13 protein-coding genes are annotated in these 16,310 nt (G+C 66.9%); 2 read left to right on the top strand and 11 right to left on the bottom strand.

All coding sequences use genetic code 11. The features are described 5' to 3' along the window. Positions 1-5: 5 nt before the first annotated feature. The 7 genes from ASE22_RS04795 to ASE22_RS04825 all read right to left on the bottom strand — a co-directional run bounded on the left by ASE22_RS04795 (position 6) and on the right by ASE22_RS04825 (position 10,452). Positions 6-1,088, bottom strand: coding sequence for an MBL fold metallo-hydrolase (locus ASE22_RS04795; protein ID WP_056355664.1), 1,083 nt, complete (start codon positions 1,086-1,088; stop codon positions 6-8). Positions 1,089-1,138: 50 nt separating this feature from the next. Then, a complete protein-coding gene (locus ASE22_RS27110; protein WP_056355666.1) occupies positions 1,139-1,807 on the bottom strand; it encodes a hypothetical protein in 669 nt (222 codons plus the stop codon). A 2-nt stretch (positions 1,808-1,809) separates the two neighbouring features. Beyond that, entirely contained in the window at positions 1,810-3,807 is a 1,998-nt protein-coding gene (locus ASE22_RS04805; protein WP_056601678.1) for an alkaline phosphatase D family protein, read from the bottom strand. A gap of 40 nt (positions 3,808-3,847) precedes the next feature. Then, positions 3,848-6,229, bottom strand: a complete 2,382-nt coding sequence (locus tag ASE22_RS04810; RefSeq protein ID WP_056355670.1) for a TonB-dependent receptor — start codon at positions 6,227-6,229, stop codon at positions 3,848-3,850. 569 nt (positions 6,230-6,798) lie between these two features. Next, positions 6,799-8,322 carry a fumarate hydratase gene (locus tag ASE22_RS04815; RefSeq protein ID WP_056355671.1) on the bottom strand — a complete coding sequence of 508 codons (1,524 nt, stop codon included), beginning with the start codon at positions 8,320-8,322 and terminating at the stop codon, positions 6,799-6,801. 218 nt (positions 8,323-8,540) lie between these two features. Then, complete coding sequence (locus ASE22_RS04820; RefSeq protein ID WP_056355673.1) at positions 8,541-8,987, bottom strand: hypothetical protein; 447 nt, start codon at positions 8,985-8,987, stop codon at positions 8,541-8,543. 10 nt (positions 8,988-8,997) lie between these two features. Beyond that, complete coding sequence (locus ASE22_RS04825; protein WP_235536496.1) at positions 8,998-10,452, bottom strand: GMC oxidoreductase; 1,455 nt, start codon at positions 10,450-10,452, stop codon at positions 8,998-9,000. 160 nt (positions 10,453-10,612) lie between these two features. Here ASE22_RS04825 and ASE22_RS04830 point away from each other — a divergent pair, with 160 nt between their 5' ends. Then, a complete protein-coding gene (locus tag ASE22_RS04830) occupies positions 10,613-11,815 on the top strand; it encodes an acyltransferase family protein (protein WP_235536495.1) in 1,203 nt (400 codons plus the stop codon). Positions 11,816-11,843: 28 nt separating this feature from the next. Here the strand turns inward: ASE22_RS04830 and ASE22_RS27490 are convergent, their stop codons facing one another. From ASE22_RS27490 to ASE22_RS04845, 4 genes are all read right to left on the bottom strand, one after another. Continuing rightward, positions 11,844-12,134 carry a PspC domain-containing protein gene (locus tag ASE22_RS27490; protein ID WP_235536494.1) on the bottom strand — a complete coding sequence of 97 codons (291 nt, stop codon included), beginning with the start codon at positions 12,132-12,134 and terminating at the stop codon, positions 11,844-11,846. Between the two features lie 273 nt (positions 12,135-12,407). Next, positions 12,408-12,593, bottom strand: coding sequence for a hypothetical protein (locus ASE22_RS04835; RefSeq protein ID WP_056355675.1), 186 nt, complete (start codon positions 12,591-12,593; stop codon positions 12,408-12,410). Positions 12,594-12,687: 94 nt separating this feature from the next. Next, a complete protein-coding gene (gene wecB, locus ASE22_RS04840; protein WP_056355677.1) occupies positions 12,688-13,791 on the bottom strand; it encodes a non-hydrolyzing UDP-N-acetylglucosamine 2-epimerase in 1,104 nt (367 codons plus the stop codon). Between the two features lie 16 nt (positions 13,792-13,807). Next, the gene (locus ASE22_RS04845; RefSeq protein WP_056355679.1) at positions 13,808-14,791 is read right to left on the bottom strand and encodes a cation diffusion facilitator family transporter; all 984 of its coding nucleotides are present in this window, start codon (positions 14,789-14,791) and stop codon (positions 13,808-13,810) included. A gap of 291 nt (positions 14,792-15,082) precedes the next feature. Between ASE22_RS04845 and ASE22_RS04850 the strand changes: the two genes are divergently transcribed. After that, on the top strand, positions 15,083-16,276 hold the full coding sequence (locus tag ASE22_RS04850; protein ID WP_082545672.1) for a type III PLP-dependent enzyme: 1,194 nt from the start codon (positions 15,083-15,085) through the stop codon (positions 16,274-16,276). Positions 16,277-16,310 lie beyond the last annotated feature (34 nt).

The raw sequence follows: 16,310 nt of genomic DNA on the forward strand, positions 1-16,310 counted from the left end.
AAGCATCAGGGGATCAGCAGAGCCTTCCCCGGTCGCGTCGCCACGAACCGCCCCGGCGCCACGCCCGCCGCCTTCAACCGTTCCCCAAGCTCGATCGGCGGCGCATCGGCGCCCTCGTCCGTGAGCTGGAATGTCCCCCAGTGGACGCCGAGCGCACGACCCGCACCCAGCATGCGGAACAGCTCCACCGCCTGACCCGGATCGACATGGCTGCGCCCGAAGATCTCGCGCCGATGATAGGCGCCGATCGGCAGGATCGCGAGGCGGAACGGCCCGTGCCGTACGGCGAGCCGCTGCCAGCTGCCGTCGCCCCAGCCGGTGTCCCCCGCGAAGAAGATGTTGCCGCCCGGCAGCGCGACGGTGAAGCCGCTCCACAGCGCGCGGTTGCGGTCCTCGCCCCAGCGCGAGCTCCAGTGATGCACCTGTTCGACGGTCACCGATACGCCCGGGCGGACCGCGACCCGTCCGCCCCAGTCGCGCGCGACCGCACCGATGCCGCGCGCCTTGAGGATCGTGTCGTTGCCCAGGCTGGTGACGATCAAAGGCCGATCCCGCGTCCACAGCCGGTCGAGCGTCGGCAGGTCCATATGGTCGTAATGGTTATGGCTGATCAGGACGAGGTCGATCTTCGGCAGGTCCTCGAAGCGGACGCCCGGCGCCCGCACCCGGTGCGGCCCGACGAGGTTCCACGGCCCCGCGACGTCGGACCAGATCGGATCGGTAAGGATGTTGAGGCCCTGTGTCTGCACCAGCACGGTGGCGTGGCCGATCCAGGTGACGCGCATCTCCGCGCCGCCGACCCGCGCAGGCGGACGCGACGGCACCACGGCGATGCGCTCAGGCCACTGGTCGGTGCGCTGCCCGGTCGCCGCGCGCCACAGCCGCGAGACGCCGATCCCGCGCGACGCACCGACCGGAGGCCCCTCGCCTTCGGGATTGAAGAAGCGCCGTCCGTCATAATGGGCGCTGGACGACCCTCGATAGTAGGTCCGGTCGAGGAACAGCGGCCGGGCGAACCATAGCACCGTGCCGGCAACGACCAGCGTGGCCACGACGATGCCGGCCCATGTCACGATGCGCTTGATCATTCCGTTTCCCGTCCGCGCCGTGCGGACGGCGTGAAGACGCCCGTTTCCGCTTATTGATCCGCCGACCCTGCCAGTTGCCGCCAGCGTATGGCAAGCCAGCCGGCAAGACCGGCCGCAAAGGAGATCAGGGTGATCGGCGGCAACCCACCCGGCCAGGTCGATGGCGCGAACCAGCTTCCGACCGAGGGCAATGCGGCATGGAGCCCGCTCGCCAACGCGATCAGGCCTAGCAGCTCGATGCGCGAGGCCGGGTCCCATTGCGCCGCGCGCCGCGCGCCCAGTTCGGTCGCCGCCCAGGCGGCGGCCCCCAGCAGCAGCGACCATCCGGCCGCCGCCGTCAGCTTGCCCCCGGCGAACAGCTTGTCGAAATAATCGGGCCGCAGCAGCGCCAGCGACAGCAGGACATGCGCGGAGACGAAGCCCCCCGCCCAGGCCATCAACCGACGGATCGTCGCCCCGCGGCGGGCCAGCCGCACCGCCGACAGCACGATTAGGCCCAGCCCGGCCATCGCCAGCGCCTTGTTGACGACATAATGCGGCCAGTCGGCCCAGGGTACATGCTTGAAGACATTGTAGCGCAGCGTCGCATAGCCGAGCGCGACGGCGAGACTGGCCACGACGATGCGGTGATCGGCGCAGGCGGCCGCATCGTCGCGCTGGGCCGGCTCCGCCGTCTCCGGCTCGGTGGGATACGATGGCCGGAGGAGCGAAGCCGGCATGGTCATTTCGCGACAATCCCGCCGAGCTGCTTCACCCGCTCCGGGCTCACCGGTTCGGGCTTGGCCTTCGCCTCGGAGGTAGAGACCGAATGCGCGAACAGCAGTTCGCCCGAATAGCCGTCGTGGAACTCGAAAATCACCTGCGGCTCGGGATAGGCGATCCAACGATCCTTCCCGGCTTTGTCGGGGATGTTGTAAGCGTTGTTGACCTTCACGACCGTGTAGACCGGCCAATCCTGACCCGGGCCGCGCTTCTTCTCGCTGTCGTTGCGATACTGGTTGCTGCTCCACAGCAGGTTCACCAGCCGGTCGCCCGAGCCATACCAGCCGCTGGGCGGCGATCCGCCGGCATCGCCGAGCCGGTGCGGACCGCTAGTGTGCGGACCGGTGCCGACGTCGTAGAGGCCGGGCGCGATCCGCGCGACGAATGACTTGTGCAGGTCGCCCGTCAGGAAGAAGACCGGCTTGCCGAGCGACCCGGCGAGGTCGAGCAGCTCGGCGCGCTCCTTGAGCTGCGCCGTCCAGCCGTCGTCCTTGGTCGCGCTGGCAAGGCCCTGCCCGTACCACACGCCATTGTCGTGCGGGATGGCGAGGTTGACCGAGGAGACGATGAAGATGAAATCCGCATCGCTCTCGCGCAGCTCGGTTTCGAGCCAGGTCTTCTGCTCGGCGCCCAGCATCGTCTTGGGCAACGTTCCCTCGCCGCTCTTTGCGTGGAGCGTGCGGTTCGACCGGGTATCGAGCATGAAGATGTCGGTGTTCGAGACGCGGAACTTCGAATAGCCGTTGGTGCCGATCGAATAATTCGCCTTCTCGCCGACGGTGAAGGCCGGGCTGACCTTCAGCTTGTGCGGCCCCAGCACCTTCTCGATCTTGTAGACGCCGGTGTTGCCGAAGCCCCAAAGGACGTGGAGGTTCGACGCCTTGGCCGGGTCGAGCTTCGAAAAGTCGGCGCTGTTGTCGGTCAGCACGTCGCTGCCCGCCGCGATCGTCGTCTCGCCGAAGCGGATCGGCGGGCGTTTGCCGGGATCGGGGTTGGCCCAGCCGACATAATCATACCAGCCGGCCGAGGCAGGATCGCGGAACACCGCGCGCTCGACATCGCTGTCGCGATCGGTGCGGGTGCGGATGTCGGTCTGGAAACCCTTGCCCCGCGCGTCGGTGTGGAAGCCGATCTCGCCCGATCCGATCGCGTCGTTGAGGATCTCGTGGTCGTCGAGGGTGATCAGCAGCGGCACGTCGCGATAGAAGTCGCGCAGCGCTTCCGATCCGTCGAGATAGGCCTTGTAGTTCTGCCACACGCCGGTGAGCCCGTTGGCGAGCGTGACGGTGCGCGGCGGCTTGGCGACCTTGTTGGCCTCCGCCCATTGCTGGACCGTGGTCTCGCGGCCTTCCTCATAGACCCAGTCGCCGTTCTGGATCTGGAAGGCGAGCTTGTCCTTCAGGTTGCGGCGCATGGTGATGTAGGTCGGCGGGATGTTCGGCCGCCCGGCCTGGGCATTGCCGGTGCCGATCTCGAAGGCGAAGTTGAAGACGCCTTTCGGATTGAGCACAGGATCGACCGCCGCCTGCGCCGAGGGCAAGGTGCGGAAGCTGTTGATCGCGCCGTCGACCCGGGTGTCGGCGAACTTGCCGTCGAGCACCAGCGCATAATGGTAGAGCGTGCCCGGCTCGAGCCCGGTCAGTTCCACCCAGCCGGTTGCGTCATGCGACCAGTCGGTGACGACCGGCGCGGACAGCGTGCCGCCCGACAGATCGGCCTTTTTCGAATAGAGGACGCGGAAGCTGCCCGGCTGGCGGGTCCGCGCCCACACCCGGATCGAGTTCGGCCCGACATTGCCCAGCATCGGCCCATGGGTGAAGCCGTCGAGGCTCTCCAGGGACGGCGCGGTGGCCGGGCCCGCTGCCGTGGCGGCTGCGGGCTTGGGGGTGGCGAAGGCGGTCGTGGCAAGCGGCAGCGCCGAGGCTGTGAGCAAAAGTGCCAAAGTCTTGCGGTTCATCGATATCTTCTCCTGTTGAAAAAAAACGCCGGTGACCGGATCAGAAGCGCGTGCGCAGGGTCACGCCCAGCGCCTGCGGGTCGCCGATATTGCCGCTGATCAGGCCGGTGTTCGCGGCGGAGAGCGCCGTGAAATATTTCTTGTCGAACAGGTTGGTCGCCCAGACCGAGACGTCGAAGCGGCTGTCGTCGATCCGCACCCCGGCCCGCAGGTTGGCGATGCCGTAGCCGGCGATCCGGGTATATTGCGAATTGCTGCCGCTGGTGTCGTTCGACGAGCGGTGATTATAGTCGATCCGGCCGTAGACCTCGTCGTCCCCGATCGGCTGCGACAGATCGATCGCGAAATTATAGAGGAATTTCGGCGCGTTCGCGAGCTGGACGCCGCTCAGGTCCTGGATCTGGCTGATGTTGCGCTTGTCCGGCGCCGCCTGAGCGTTGACATAGTCCTTATAGACCGCGTCGGTATAGGCGGCCGAGGCGGTAAAGCGCACCCAGCGGGTCGGCGCCACGACCAGGTCAACCTCGAAGCCGCGCGAGCGGACGCCGGGGATGTTCGAGATATAGCGGCGGAACGAGGTGGTGTTGCCGATCTGCTCGCTGATCGCCGCCTGATAGTTCTTCACGTCGGTCCAGTAGGCCGCCGCGTTGAAGGTGACCCTGCGCTCCCAGAACTGGCTTTTCAGCCCGATCTCATAGGCGTCGATCGTCTCGGGCTTGACCACCGACGAAACGCCCGCCGGGAGGGTGCCGAGGCTGAGGCCGCCCGACTTGGAGCCGCGCGCATAGCTGGCATAGGCCAGCACGTCGGGCGCCACCTTATAGGCGATATTGAGCGAACCCGTGAGCGCATCGTCCTTCAGCCCGGTCGTGTAGCGCACCTCGGGATAAAGATCGTCGCGCAGCTTCTGCGCCGCGGTGCGGTCGGCGGTGTTCAGCACCGACAGGTCGTTGCCAGCGACGGTGCGCTGGTCGAACAGGCCAGTCTTATCCTCATGGGTGAAGCGCAGGCCGCCGGTGACGCTGAAGGCGTCGGTGGCGTGCCAGGTCAGCTGCCCGAAGGCGGCATAGCTCCTGGTGCGCGGCTCGATGACCGAATCCGACTGGAAGCCGGTATAGGCATAGTTGGCGAGCGTGCGGTTGGCATTCGGATTGTTCCAGATCGCATAGTCGGGCCCTAGCGCATATTGGCCGAGCGCCTTGACCACCTGCCAGAAATAATAGGCGCCGGCGACGTAATCGATCTTGTTCTCGCCCTGAGAGGCGAGGCGGAATTCCTGGCTGAACTGTCGTTGCAGATTGGAGGTGCCGCCGCGGATGTTGACCGTCAGCGAGGTGTTGTCCTGGTCGTTGAGCGGATACCAGTCCCACCAGCGATAGGCGGTGATCGAGGTCAGCGCGACCTTGCCGAGGTCCCAGTCGATCTTGCCCGAGACGCCATAGCCTTCCATGTCGGCCTGGATCGGGGCGTTGAAATCGACCTTCTTACCGAACGGGTCGTTGAGGTCATAGGGCGGGACATAACCCGCCCGCGCGGCACGATCGAGGAAGTTGTTGGTGTTGGGCGCGCCATTGTCGAAGGTGGTGAACACTCCCACGGCACTGGTGATGCGCGAATAGGAGGACTGCTTCGAATAGTCGCCGATCACCCGGATCGAGAGAGTGTCGGTCGGCTCGGCCAGAAGCTGTCCGCGCACCGAGAAATTGTCATAGTCGTTGACCTTGCCACCGTTGAAGACATTGTACAGCAGGCCGTCGCGGTGCGTGTCCGATATGGTCAGGCGATAGGCCAGCTTGTCGTCGATCAGCGGGCCGCTCAGCGATCCGCGCACCTGGTGGAAGCCGCGCTCGCCGAGCGTCGCCTCGCCCCGGAACTCGGTCGTATATTGCGGCGCGCGCGTCGCGATGCTGATCGCGCCGGCAGTGGTGTTCTTGCCGAACAGTGTGCCCTGCGGCCCGCGCAGCACCTCGACCCGTTCGAGGTCGATCAGGTCGAACTGCGAGGAGCCGATGCGGCCGTAATAGACGTCGTCGACATAGAAGCCGACGCCGATCTCAAGCCCATCATTCTGGTCGGAGTTCGAGCCCAGGCCACGGATGTTGACGAAGGTGTTGCGAGCGTTGTTGTTGCGGATCACCAAGCTCGGCGTCAGGTCGGCGATCTGGATCAGGTTGAGGGCGCCGGCCCGTTCGATCGTCTCGCCGCCGACGGCGCTGAGCGCGATCGGCACGTCCTGCGCCCGCTCCTCGCGGCGCCGCGCGGTGACGAGGATCTCGGAATCATTGCCTTCGGCCTCTTCGGCTTCGGGCGTCGTGGCGGCCGGGGCCGCCTGCTCGGCGCGCAGCGGCGTCGCGGTCAACGCGATCAGGCCGATGCCTGCGGCCAGGAGGGGACGACGGATATCGGTGATGGACGTTTGCACTGGATTTTCCCTTTGGACGTCGCGGCGCGAAGGCCGCGCGGCCTCCCCCCGGAACACGCACCCCGCGCGCCGGCTGAGCCTGCTGAAGACAAGAGGCCACCGTTCCGCATCCGCCGTTGCGGATCGCGGATTCGTCATGCTGCGCCGGTCAGCCGCGCGAGGGCGGCGTCAACGGCGCGATGGCGGCCGGTGGTTCAGATGGTCTGGTGTCAGATGCGCATCGGCATGGGCTGTTCCCTGTTGCCGCGCACGGCCGGCGGATGTCCCCGCCATGCGCAGTCGAGTGTCGGTGCGACGGATGCAGGCATCGCGTCGCGGTCGGTCCCACCCGACGTGGAGGGCAGCCCACCTCTTCCACATCGCTATACACTATCTATTTGGTAGACTATAAAGGCGCAACCATAGCTTTGCTGAAATGGCGGAAAGCTGAGCTTGCCCGACCCTTTCCCGCTGAGGCGGTTACCAGCAAAATAACGTCATCCGGCGAAGGCCGGGATCTCAGGAAAGGTCCGCGACCTCAACCTCGTCCCGGCCGTCCGAGGCCGCGCCCGCCGCCGGGGCGACGAATCTTACGCGTTTTCGAGCAGCTTCTCTCGCGCGATCTTCTCGCGCCACACCAGCGGCGCAGTGTGGTGGACGCTCTCGCCGGTCGCGTCGACGGCGACGGTGACCGGCATGTCCTTCACGTCAAATTCGTAGATCGCTTCCATGCCGAGATCACGGAAGCCGACGACCTTCGCGCCCTTGATCGCGCGGGCGACCAGATAGGCGGCGCCGCCGACCGCCATCAGATAGGCGGCCTTGTGCTTCCTGATCGCCTCGATCGCCGTCGGCCCACGCTCGGCCTTGCCGACCATCGCGATCAGGCCGGTCTTCTCCAGCATCATGTCGGTGAACTTGTCCATGCGGGTCGCGGTGGTCGGGCCCGCCGGGCCGACGACCTCGTCGCGCACCGGATCGACCGGGCCGACATAATAGATCACCCGGCCCTTGAAATCGACCGGCAGCTCCTCGCCCTTCGCCAGCATGTCCTGGATGCGCTTGTGTGCGGCGTCGCGGCCGGTGAGCATCTTGCCGTTGAGCAGCAGGCGATCGCCGGGCTTCCAGCTCGCCACCACCTCGGGGGTCAACGTGTTCAGGTCGACGCGGATCGACTCCTTCGACGGCGCCCATTCGACCTTGGGCCATTCGTCGAGGCTCGGCGGATCGAGATAGGCCGGGCCCGAGCCGTCGAGGTGGAAATGCGCGTGGCGGGTCGCGGCGCAGTTCGGGATCATCGCCACCGGCTTCGACGCGGCATGGGTCGGATAATCCATGATCTTGACGTCCAGGATGGTCGACAGGCCGCCCAGCCCCTGCGCGCCGATGCCGAGCGCGTTGACCTTGTCGAAGATCTCGATGCGCAGCTTCTCGATGTCGTTCTGCGGCCCGCGCTGCTTGAGCTGGGCCATGTCGATGTCGCCCATCAGCGATTCCTTGGCCATCGTCATCGCCTTCTCGGCGGTGCCGCCGATGCCGATGCCGAGCATGCCCGGCGGGCACCAGCCGGCGCCCATCTTCGGGATCATCTCGAGCACCCAGTCGACGATCGACTCGCTCGGGTTCAGCATCGCGAACTTCGACTTGTTCTCCGAACCGCCGCCCTTCGCCGCGACCGCGACCTCGACATGGTGGCCCGGCACCATCTCGACGTTCATCACCGAGGGGGTGTTGTCCTTGGTGTTGACCCGGCTGAAGGCGGGATCCTTGAGGATCGAGGCGCGCAGCCGGTTCTCGGGGTGGAGATAGGCGCGGCGAACGCCTTCGTCGACGACCTCCTGCAGGCTCTTCTCGCTGTCCAGCATGCACTGCTGGCCCCATTTGATGAAAACGGTGACGATGCCGGTATCCTGGCAAATCGGCCGATGTCCCTCGGCGCACATCCGGCTGTTGGTCAGGATCTGCGCGATCGCGTCCTTGGCGGCCGGGCCCTGCTCGGCCTCATAGGCGACGCCCAGCGCCTTGATATAATCCATCGGGTGATAATAGCTGATATACTGGAGCGCATCGGCGACGCTCTCGATCAGATCGGCTTCCTTGATGATGACGGTCATTGCCCCGGCTCCACTATCCTGCCCAACGTCGTGCCCATAGACCCGAAAGGCCGCGCCGGTCAGCCACAAAATGCGGGTACCAAGGCCGGATGCGGACCCGTGAAACGTGGCGCCAGGTCGCCCCGATCCCTGCCCGCCGCCGAGGCCCGCCCCCTTTCCGCAGATACTGACCGCGACGGAAGACCGCGCGCACCGGAAGACCAGGTCGTCGGACCTGATCAGGTCATGCCGAACTCGGCGAAGGGGCTCGAACAGGGCTGCGCGCCGAGATAGACGACCGGCTCCTTCCCCGGCGTGTCGCCGCGCAGGAAGGTCGTCCTGGTGACGAACTCGGTCAGGATCGACCGTTCGAGCGCCTCGAAATCGTCGCGGATGCCGGTGGGCGCTACGGCCATCGCGGCAGGCGCCCAGCCGGCGCGTTCGAGCGACGAGACCATGTGAAGCTTGTACCCCTGGGGAAAGCGGGTCCGCCGGTCGATCGCCGCGACCATCTGGCCGAAGTCCCCGTCCGCCATGGCGAACGGCCCGATCAGCCGGCCAAGGACCGACCGTACGAGGTCCTCGCGGCCCGACGATCCGACGGCGACGGCCCCGCCCCCGGCCAGGATCAGCGCGCCGACGGCGGCTCCGGCCAGCACGTTGCGGCGCGATGCGGTCACGGCCATGGCGAACTCCTTAGACCATCGACGCCGCGCGCAGCGACAGCGCGGCGACGGTGAGGCTGGGATTGGCGCAGGAACAGGTGGCGAAGGTCGAACTGCCGACCACCACCAGGTTGCGCCAGCGATGATGGAGCATCCCGGCGTCGATCACCGAGGTCGCCGGGTCGCGCCCCATCCGCAGCGTGCCTTGCAGGTGGGACTCGGTCGGCCGCCGCGATCGGAAGACGATGTCCTCCACCGGCAGGGGTTCGAGCAGGCCGGGCAGCTTGGCGAACGCCTCGGCCTGGCCGCGCTCGGCATAGTCGGAGGGCCCCACGAAGTGGACCACGGCGTCGCCCTTGCCGTCGACGGTCACATGGTTGCGGTCGTCGAGCAGGTCCTCGGTGACGATCATCAGCGGCAACGTCTGCCGCCAGCGCCCCTTCTCGGCGCGCAACCCATGCGTCCAGCGATTCTCGAAATAGACCAGCGCCGCACCATGATCCTTGCGGAAGGCGCCGTCATACAGGCCGAAGTTCAGGCCCGTGGTGATCGTGCTGCCGTCGAAATTGTTCATGCCGTCGAGCAGCACCTCGACATGGGTGCCCAGGCTTTCGTGCAGCCCCTTTCCCGTCATTCCGCCGCCCATCGCCGAACGCTCGAGCAGCGCCGGGCTCTGAATCGCATTGGCGCCGAGCACGAACAGGTCGCCCGTCACCCGATGCGGCTTTCCGGCATGTTCGAACACCAGCGCGCTGACGGCATTGCCCGCACCCTCGTAGCGAATCGCCTTCGACCGCAGCGCGACGGTGACGCGCGGGTCGCCGAACATCGGCATCAGCCCGTTATTGGCGGTGAACTTCGCATCGGCCGGGCAACGCTGGCAGGTGAAGGAGGCGCAGCAGGCGCCGCGCTGGTCGGTCGCCACCCGCGCCCGCGCGGTCGGCATCGCGAAATGCGCGTCGGGCTGCGCCTTCTTCATGATCCGGTCGGGTGTGGTCAGGCGGTGCGGCGGCTGCGGATAGGGGGTCGATCGCGGGAAGATCGCGGTCATGTCGGGGTCGCCCGAAATCGCCATGATCGCCTCGGCCTCGCCGTAGAAGGGCTCGAGATCGGCATAGTCGATCGGCCAGTCATTGCCGACGCCGTGGCGGCTCCGCAGCTTGAAGTCCGACGGATGGAAACGCGGCGCCTGCCCGAACCAGCAATTGGTGCCGCCGCCGAGGGCGACCGTATAATGCCAGGGCTTGGCATTGTCGGACCGGTAGGTCCGGTCGGCGGGCAGCGCGCTGTTGGCGTGGTGCTCGACCTGCCAGTCATGGGGATGGTGCTCGCCCCATTCGATGATCAGCACCCGGCCCGGCCGCTTTTCCAGCAGCTTGCGGACGAAGAAGGCCGAGCCGAAGCCCGAGCCGACGACGACGGTGTCGAAATGCTGGTTCGCGAGGGTGGCGGGATCGATCGGGCGCATTCGGTGGACGGTCTCCATGCCGCTGCCCCCGTCCGCCTATCTTAGCCGATCGGCATCGCGCCGCGATCCGCGTTCACGGCGTTTTCTGCCCGCCTTGTCCCGATGGGGGTCCCCAGACGTCGCCCGATCGCTATCGCTCGCCACAGCGCCCCGTCACCAACCGCCCCATGGAGCCGGTATGACTCGACCCGCGCCTGCCAAATATCACGACGTCGACATGATCCGCGGCTATGCCGCGCTCGCCGTCGCGCTTTACCATTTCCTGCTGGCCTATGTGCCGGCCGCAAGCGCGCCCGCGGCGATGGACGAAGCCGGGCTCGTCGCCGAGCGCCCCTTCCTGCTGGCGATCGTCAACGGCCATTTCATGGTGGCGATCTTCTTCGTCCTGTCGAGCTTCGTGCTGACCAAGGGCCTCGTCTCGAACCAGGATCGGGATCGTCGGCGCTCGCGCGCGCTGACCGCGATGGCGAAACGCCTGCCCCGGCTGTTGCCGCTCACCCTGATCGGATCGCTGCTGCCCTTCCTTCTGCTCGCCGCCGGACTGCTGCCGACGCACGAGGCGGCGCAGGTCACCGGATCGGACTGGCTCGATCGCAGCGGCGGTATCAAATATTGGGCGCCCTGGCCCGATCCGAGCCTGTCGGGCGCCGCGGCGGATGCGCTGCGCCTGTTCCTGAACGGGGTCAGCCAATATAATTCCGCCCTCTGGACGATGAAATATGAGCTCTTCGGCAGCCTGCTGGCGCTGCTGGGCGCGACGATCGTCGGCGCGCGCCGGCGGCCGGTGGCGGACGCGGTGCTGCTCACCCTCATCGCCGCCGCCGCGCTCAAGATCCACGCGCTGTGCGCGATCTGCGTGACGACGGTCTACATCACCAAATATCTGCTCGACCGGCCGATCGACATGCGCCCGGCGGTCGCGGTCGCGCTGATCGCGGCGGCGCTCGTTCTGGGCTCGACCTTCAAGTCGATCCCCTATTCGATGATCGCGGACGACTGGATGTGGACGCAGGTGCAGCGGATCGACTGGATCATCCACGGGGTCGGCGCGACCGCCTTGCTGCTGGGGATGCGCGGCATCGCCCGGCTGCGCGACGCCGACGGCTGGATCGGACACCAGCTCGGCCGCCTGTCCTTCGCCATCTACGTGATCCATGTGCCGCTACAGTCGGCGATCGGCGGCCATGTCGTGCTGGCGCTCGGCCATCGCCCGGGGCCGGTGATAGCCGCCTTGCTGCTGTCGACGGCGGCGATCTTCATGCTGGCCTGCGCGGTCGCGCGGATCGACGAATGGTGGGTCGCCCGGCTCAATCGCTTCTTCGCGCCGCCCGTCCGGCCGAAGGGCGAGCCGGCCATCGCGGCGATCGGCGGCGGCCATTGAGCGCCGCCGATAGCGCCGTGCATTTGCGTCAGGCGGCGACCGCCAGGTCGACCGGCACCACATCGTTGTCGGCGGCCGGCGCAGCCCGAACCGCCTCGGCAGCCGCTCTCTGGCGCGCCGGGAAGGCGAAGCGCGAGACGGCGACAAGGATGCCGAGACCGAGATAGAGCGAGAGCGTGATCGCCGGGCTCGGCAGCAGGCCCAGCGCGAACGCGACGCGGAGCCAATTCGGGTTGAAGCCGAAATCCTGGCCCAGCGCCTCGCACACGCCGAGGAAGGTGTCGTGGCGCCAGAAGACTGCGGTCTGACTGTTCTGCATCTCGTTCTTCCCAAAATCCCTGACGGGCCCGTCGCCCGCTTCCATGGCTCATCCAGAGCACGAGCCGTGCCAATTTCAATTTTCCTTGAATTTCAAGGCCTTGAAAAAAGGCATTGCACAAGCTGCCGGGAAAACAGCGATCAGTTCGCCAGATATTGGCGAAATACGCCAACAGGTTCGAGCACATCCGGCGAGATCTGGGCCCGGCCCTCACCGGACCATGACGGGGCCGATGCCACCCGGCCTTGGGTTCGCGAGCCGTCTCGTCGCAGGTCAGCTCAACAGCGGCAGGCGACGCTCGATCTCGGTCGCGAGTTCGGCATGCCCTTCGACACGCAGTTCCGCCGCCCACCGCCGGACCTCGCCCACCTCCATCGTGCCGGCGAACATCGCGCGCAATATGGCGTTGGCGACGTCGCTGCCCACTATGTCATCGGCAATCGGCTGGTATCCCTTCACATGCCCTCCGGCAACCGGCAACGTCCCGATAGCTACGGACACCGGGCGTCGACTATTCCCGCACACATATCGCGCGGAATCCATACCGCTTGGACTATATTGACCCCGGCATGCGCCGTCGCAGGTCCTCGACGCACCGTCCTGCCGTCCGCCCGTCCCACAAGTCGGGGCGCCTGCGGTCCTGCCTGGGCTGGGCGAGTGCCGACAGCAGCCGTTCGAGCAGGTTCCCCGCATTGACGAGCTGGGCGGTCCCCTCGCTGATCGTGATCGGCCGCTCGGTGTTCTCGCGCAGGGTCAGGCAGGGAATGCCGAGATAGGTCGTCTCTTCCTGGATGCCGCCCGAATCGGTGATCACCGCGGCCGCACCCGCGACCAGGCTCATGAAACGGACATAGGCGGCCGGACCGGGCAGCCGCATTCCCGCCGCCTCCAGCCGCGCGATGCCGGCGTCGCCGAGCCGCTGGCGGGTGCGCGGATGGACCGGGAAGACCAGCGGCAGGTGCGCCTGCACCGCGAGCAGCGCCTCGACCAGCCTTTCGAGCTGCTCGGGCACGTCGACGTTGGACGGCCGGTGCAGCGTCACCACGCCGTAGCCGCCCGGCGCCAGGCCCAGCTCGCCGGGATAGTCGGCGGCCATGATCGCCGGGCGGACCAGTTCGTAGCTGTCCATCATGATGTTGCCGACCCGGGTGATCCGTTCGGCCGGAATCCCCTCGGCGCGGAGATTCTCGTCGGCGTCGGGCGACGGGGTCCACAGCACGTCGGCAAGGACGTCGGTGACGAGCCGGTTGAGCTCCTCGGGCATGTCGCGGTCGCGGCTGCGCAGCCCGGCCTCGAGATGGACGATCGGTATGCGCAGCTTGCCCGCCGCCATCGAGGCGGCCGCGGTCGAATTGACGTCGCCGACGACGATCAGCCAATCGGGCCGTTCCGCGATCGCCAGCTTCTCATAGGCGATCATCACCCGGCCGGTCTGTTCGGCATGACTGCCCGACCCGATCCCGAGATGATGGTCGGGTGCCGGCAGGCCCAGGTCGGCGAAGATGTCGTCGGACATCGCCGCATCGTAGTGCTGGCCGGTGTGGACGATGACGGGCCGGAAATCCTCGGTCGCCTTCAGCGCATGCCACAGCGGCGCGACCTTCATGAAATTGGGCCGGGCGGCGGCGATCAAATGAACGAGGGCGGGACCGGTCATCCGCAAATCCAGCCTTTCAATGACGGTGATGGTGCGAGTGGGCGTGGGCGTGGTCGTCATGGTCACGATGGGCATGGGCGGGGCCGCAATCGGCCTGCTCATGGCCGCATCCGCCCTGCTCGATCTGGAAGGTCGCGTGGCCGATCCCGAATTCCCGGCGGACGAGATCGGCGGTCGCCGCCAGGAACTCGTCGCCGCCGGGTTCGGGCATGACGAGATGCGCGGTCAGCGCCACCTCGGTCGTGCTGGTCGGCCAGATATGGACGTGGTGGACCGCGCCGACCCCCGGCAGTTCGCCGAGGCGCGCGGTGACGGCGGTAGCATCGATCCGGTCGGGCACGCCCTGCAGCGACATGACCAGCGAGTCGCGGAACAGGCCCCAGGTGCCCGCCACGATGACGGCGACGATGACCAGGCTGATCGCAGGATCGATCCACAGCATCCCGGTCTGCAGCACCGCGAATCCGGCCACGACCACGCCGGCCGACACCGCCGCGTCGGCCGCCATGTGAAGGAAGGCGCCGCGAATGTTGAGGTCGTCATGGCTGCCGCGCAGGAAGAGCAGCGCGGTGCCGAGGTTGATGACGATGCCGACCGCGGCGACCGCCATCATCATCCCGCTCTCGACCGGCGCCGGCTCGAAGAAGCGCTGGATCGCGCCCAGCGCGATCGCTCCGCAGGCAATCAGCAGCAGGATCGCGTTGAACAGCGCAGCGAGGATCGACGATCCACGCAGGCCATAGGTGTAGCGCGCCGTCGCCGGCCGCTTCGACAAGGCATAGGCAGCCCAGGCCATCAGCAGGCCCAGCACGTCGGACAGGTTGTGTCCGGCATCCGCGACCAGCGCGAGCGAGCCGGAGGCGAGGCCGGCCGCGCCCTCGATCAGTACGAAGCCGATGTTGAGCGCGATTCCGATCGCGAAGGCGCGGCCGTAATTGGTCACGCCATGGGCATGACCATGGCCCGTCCCATGGTCATGATCGTGATGATGCGAACCCATCGCCGCTATCGTTCCGTCTCGCGCATGGCGCAGGCAAGCCATAGCCGCGCGCCAAAGGCAAGCCACCGCGCCGATTCGCGGTCCCCACGACCCGTAATTCTGCCTGTTCCGATCGCGGCCGGTCCCGGATTCCGCCCGTTTTCCGGTCCATCGGCCCCCCATCGACGATGGGGTGAAGATGGAAACTTTACATCATGGTCGGTGCACCATATATCCGCGCCTCCGCTGCCCCATGGGACTTCCACCGCAAGGCAGCTTTCTTGCCAACGTTACACCCGGAGGTCCCTTGAGTTGCACAAGCACCATAGCGCGCTGGGGCTAGCTACCGCCCTTCGACCGGTTCAGCCGGTAACGCTCCTTCGTCCCCACGCCGCTGCGCGGGCCGCCCGGTTCTTCGTCGAGAAGTTCCAGGGACGGTCGATGTATGCGGTCAAGGCGAATCCGTCTCCCGATCTCATCCAGATTCTCTGGGAGAACGGCATCACGCATTTCGACGTGGCGTCGATCGCCGAGGTTCGCCTCGTCGCCGGCGTCGCGCCGGAAGCGACGCTCTGCTTCATGCACCCGGTCAAGGCCGAGGAAGCGATCGCCGAGGCCTATTTCAATCATGGCGTCCGCACCTTCTCGCTCGATTCGGTCGAGGAACTGGAAAAGATCGTCCGGGCCACCGAGGGCGCGACCGACCTGACGCTGTGCGTCCGGCTGCGCGTCTCGTCGGAAATGTCGAAGCTCAGCCTCGCCTCGAAGTTCGGGGTCGAGCAGGCCGAGGCCAAGGAATTGCTGCAGCGGACCCGCCAGGTCGCCGACGCGCTGGGCATCTGCTTCCACGTCGGCAGCCAGGCGATGAGCCCGTCGGCCTATGTGCAGGCGATGGAACGCGTCCGCGCGGCGATCGTCTCGGCGGCGGTCACCGTCGACGTGATCGACGTCGGCGGCGGCTTTCCCTCGGTCTATCCGGGCATGGAACCGCCCGCGCTCGAAGCCTATTTCGGTGCGATCCACCAGGCGTTCGAGAGCCTGCCGGTCAGCTATTCGTCCGAACTGTGGTGCGAGCCCGGCCGCGCGCTGTGCGCCGAATATGCCAGCCTGCTGGTGCGGGTCGAGCGTCGCCGCGGCGACGAGCTCTACATCAACGACGGTGCCTATGGCGCCCTGTTCGATGCGGCGCATATCGGCTGGCGCTTCCCGGTGAAGCTGCTCCGCGAGCCTGACTCGAACGCCCGCGACGTGGCGTTCAGCTTCTACGGCCCGACCTGCGACGACATGGATCGCATGGCCGGCCCGTTCATGCTGCCCGTCGACGTCGGCCCCGGCGACTATATCGAGATCGGCATGCTCGGCGCCTATGGCTGTGCGATGCGCACCGGCTTCAACGGCTTCACCGCCGGCGAAAGGGTGATCATGGACGACGAGCCGATGGCCAGCCTGTACATCGCCGACGAAGATGTCCGCGAAGCGGTTTCGTCGAACGTCATCAAGCTGTAAGGCCCCAGCTACTAACGCAGTCGTCATGCCAGCG

This window comes from Sphingomonas sp. Root720 (genome assembly GCF_001428605.1).
Lineage (GTDB): Bacteria > Pseudomonadota > Alphaproteobacteria > Sphingomonadales > Sphingomonadaceae > Rhizorhabdus.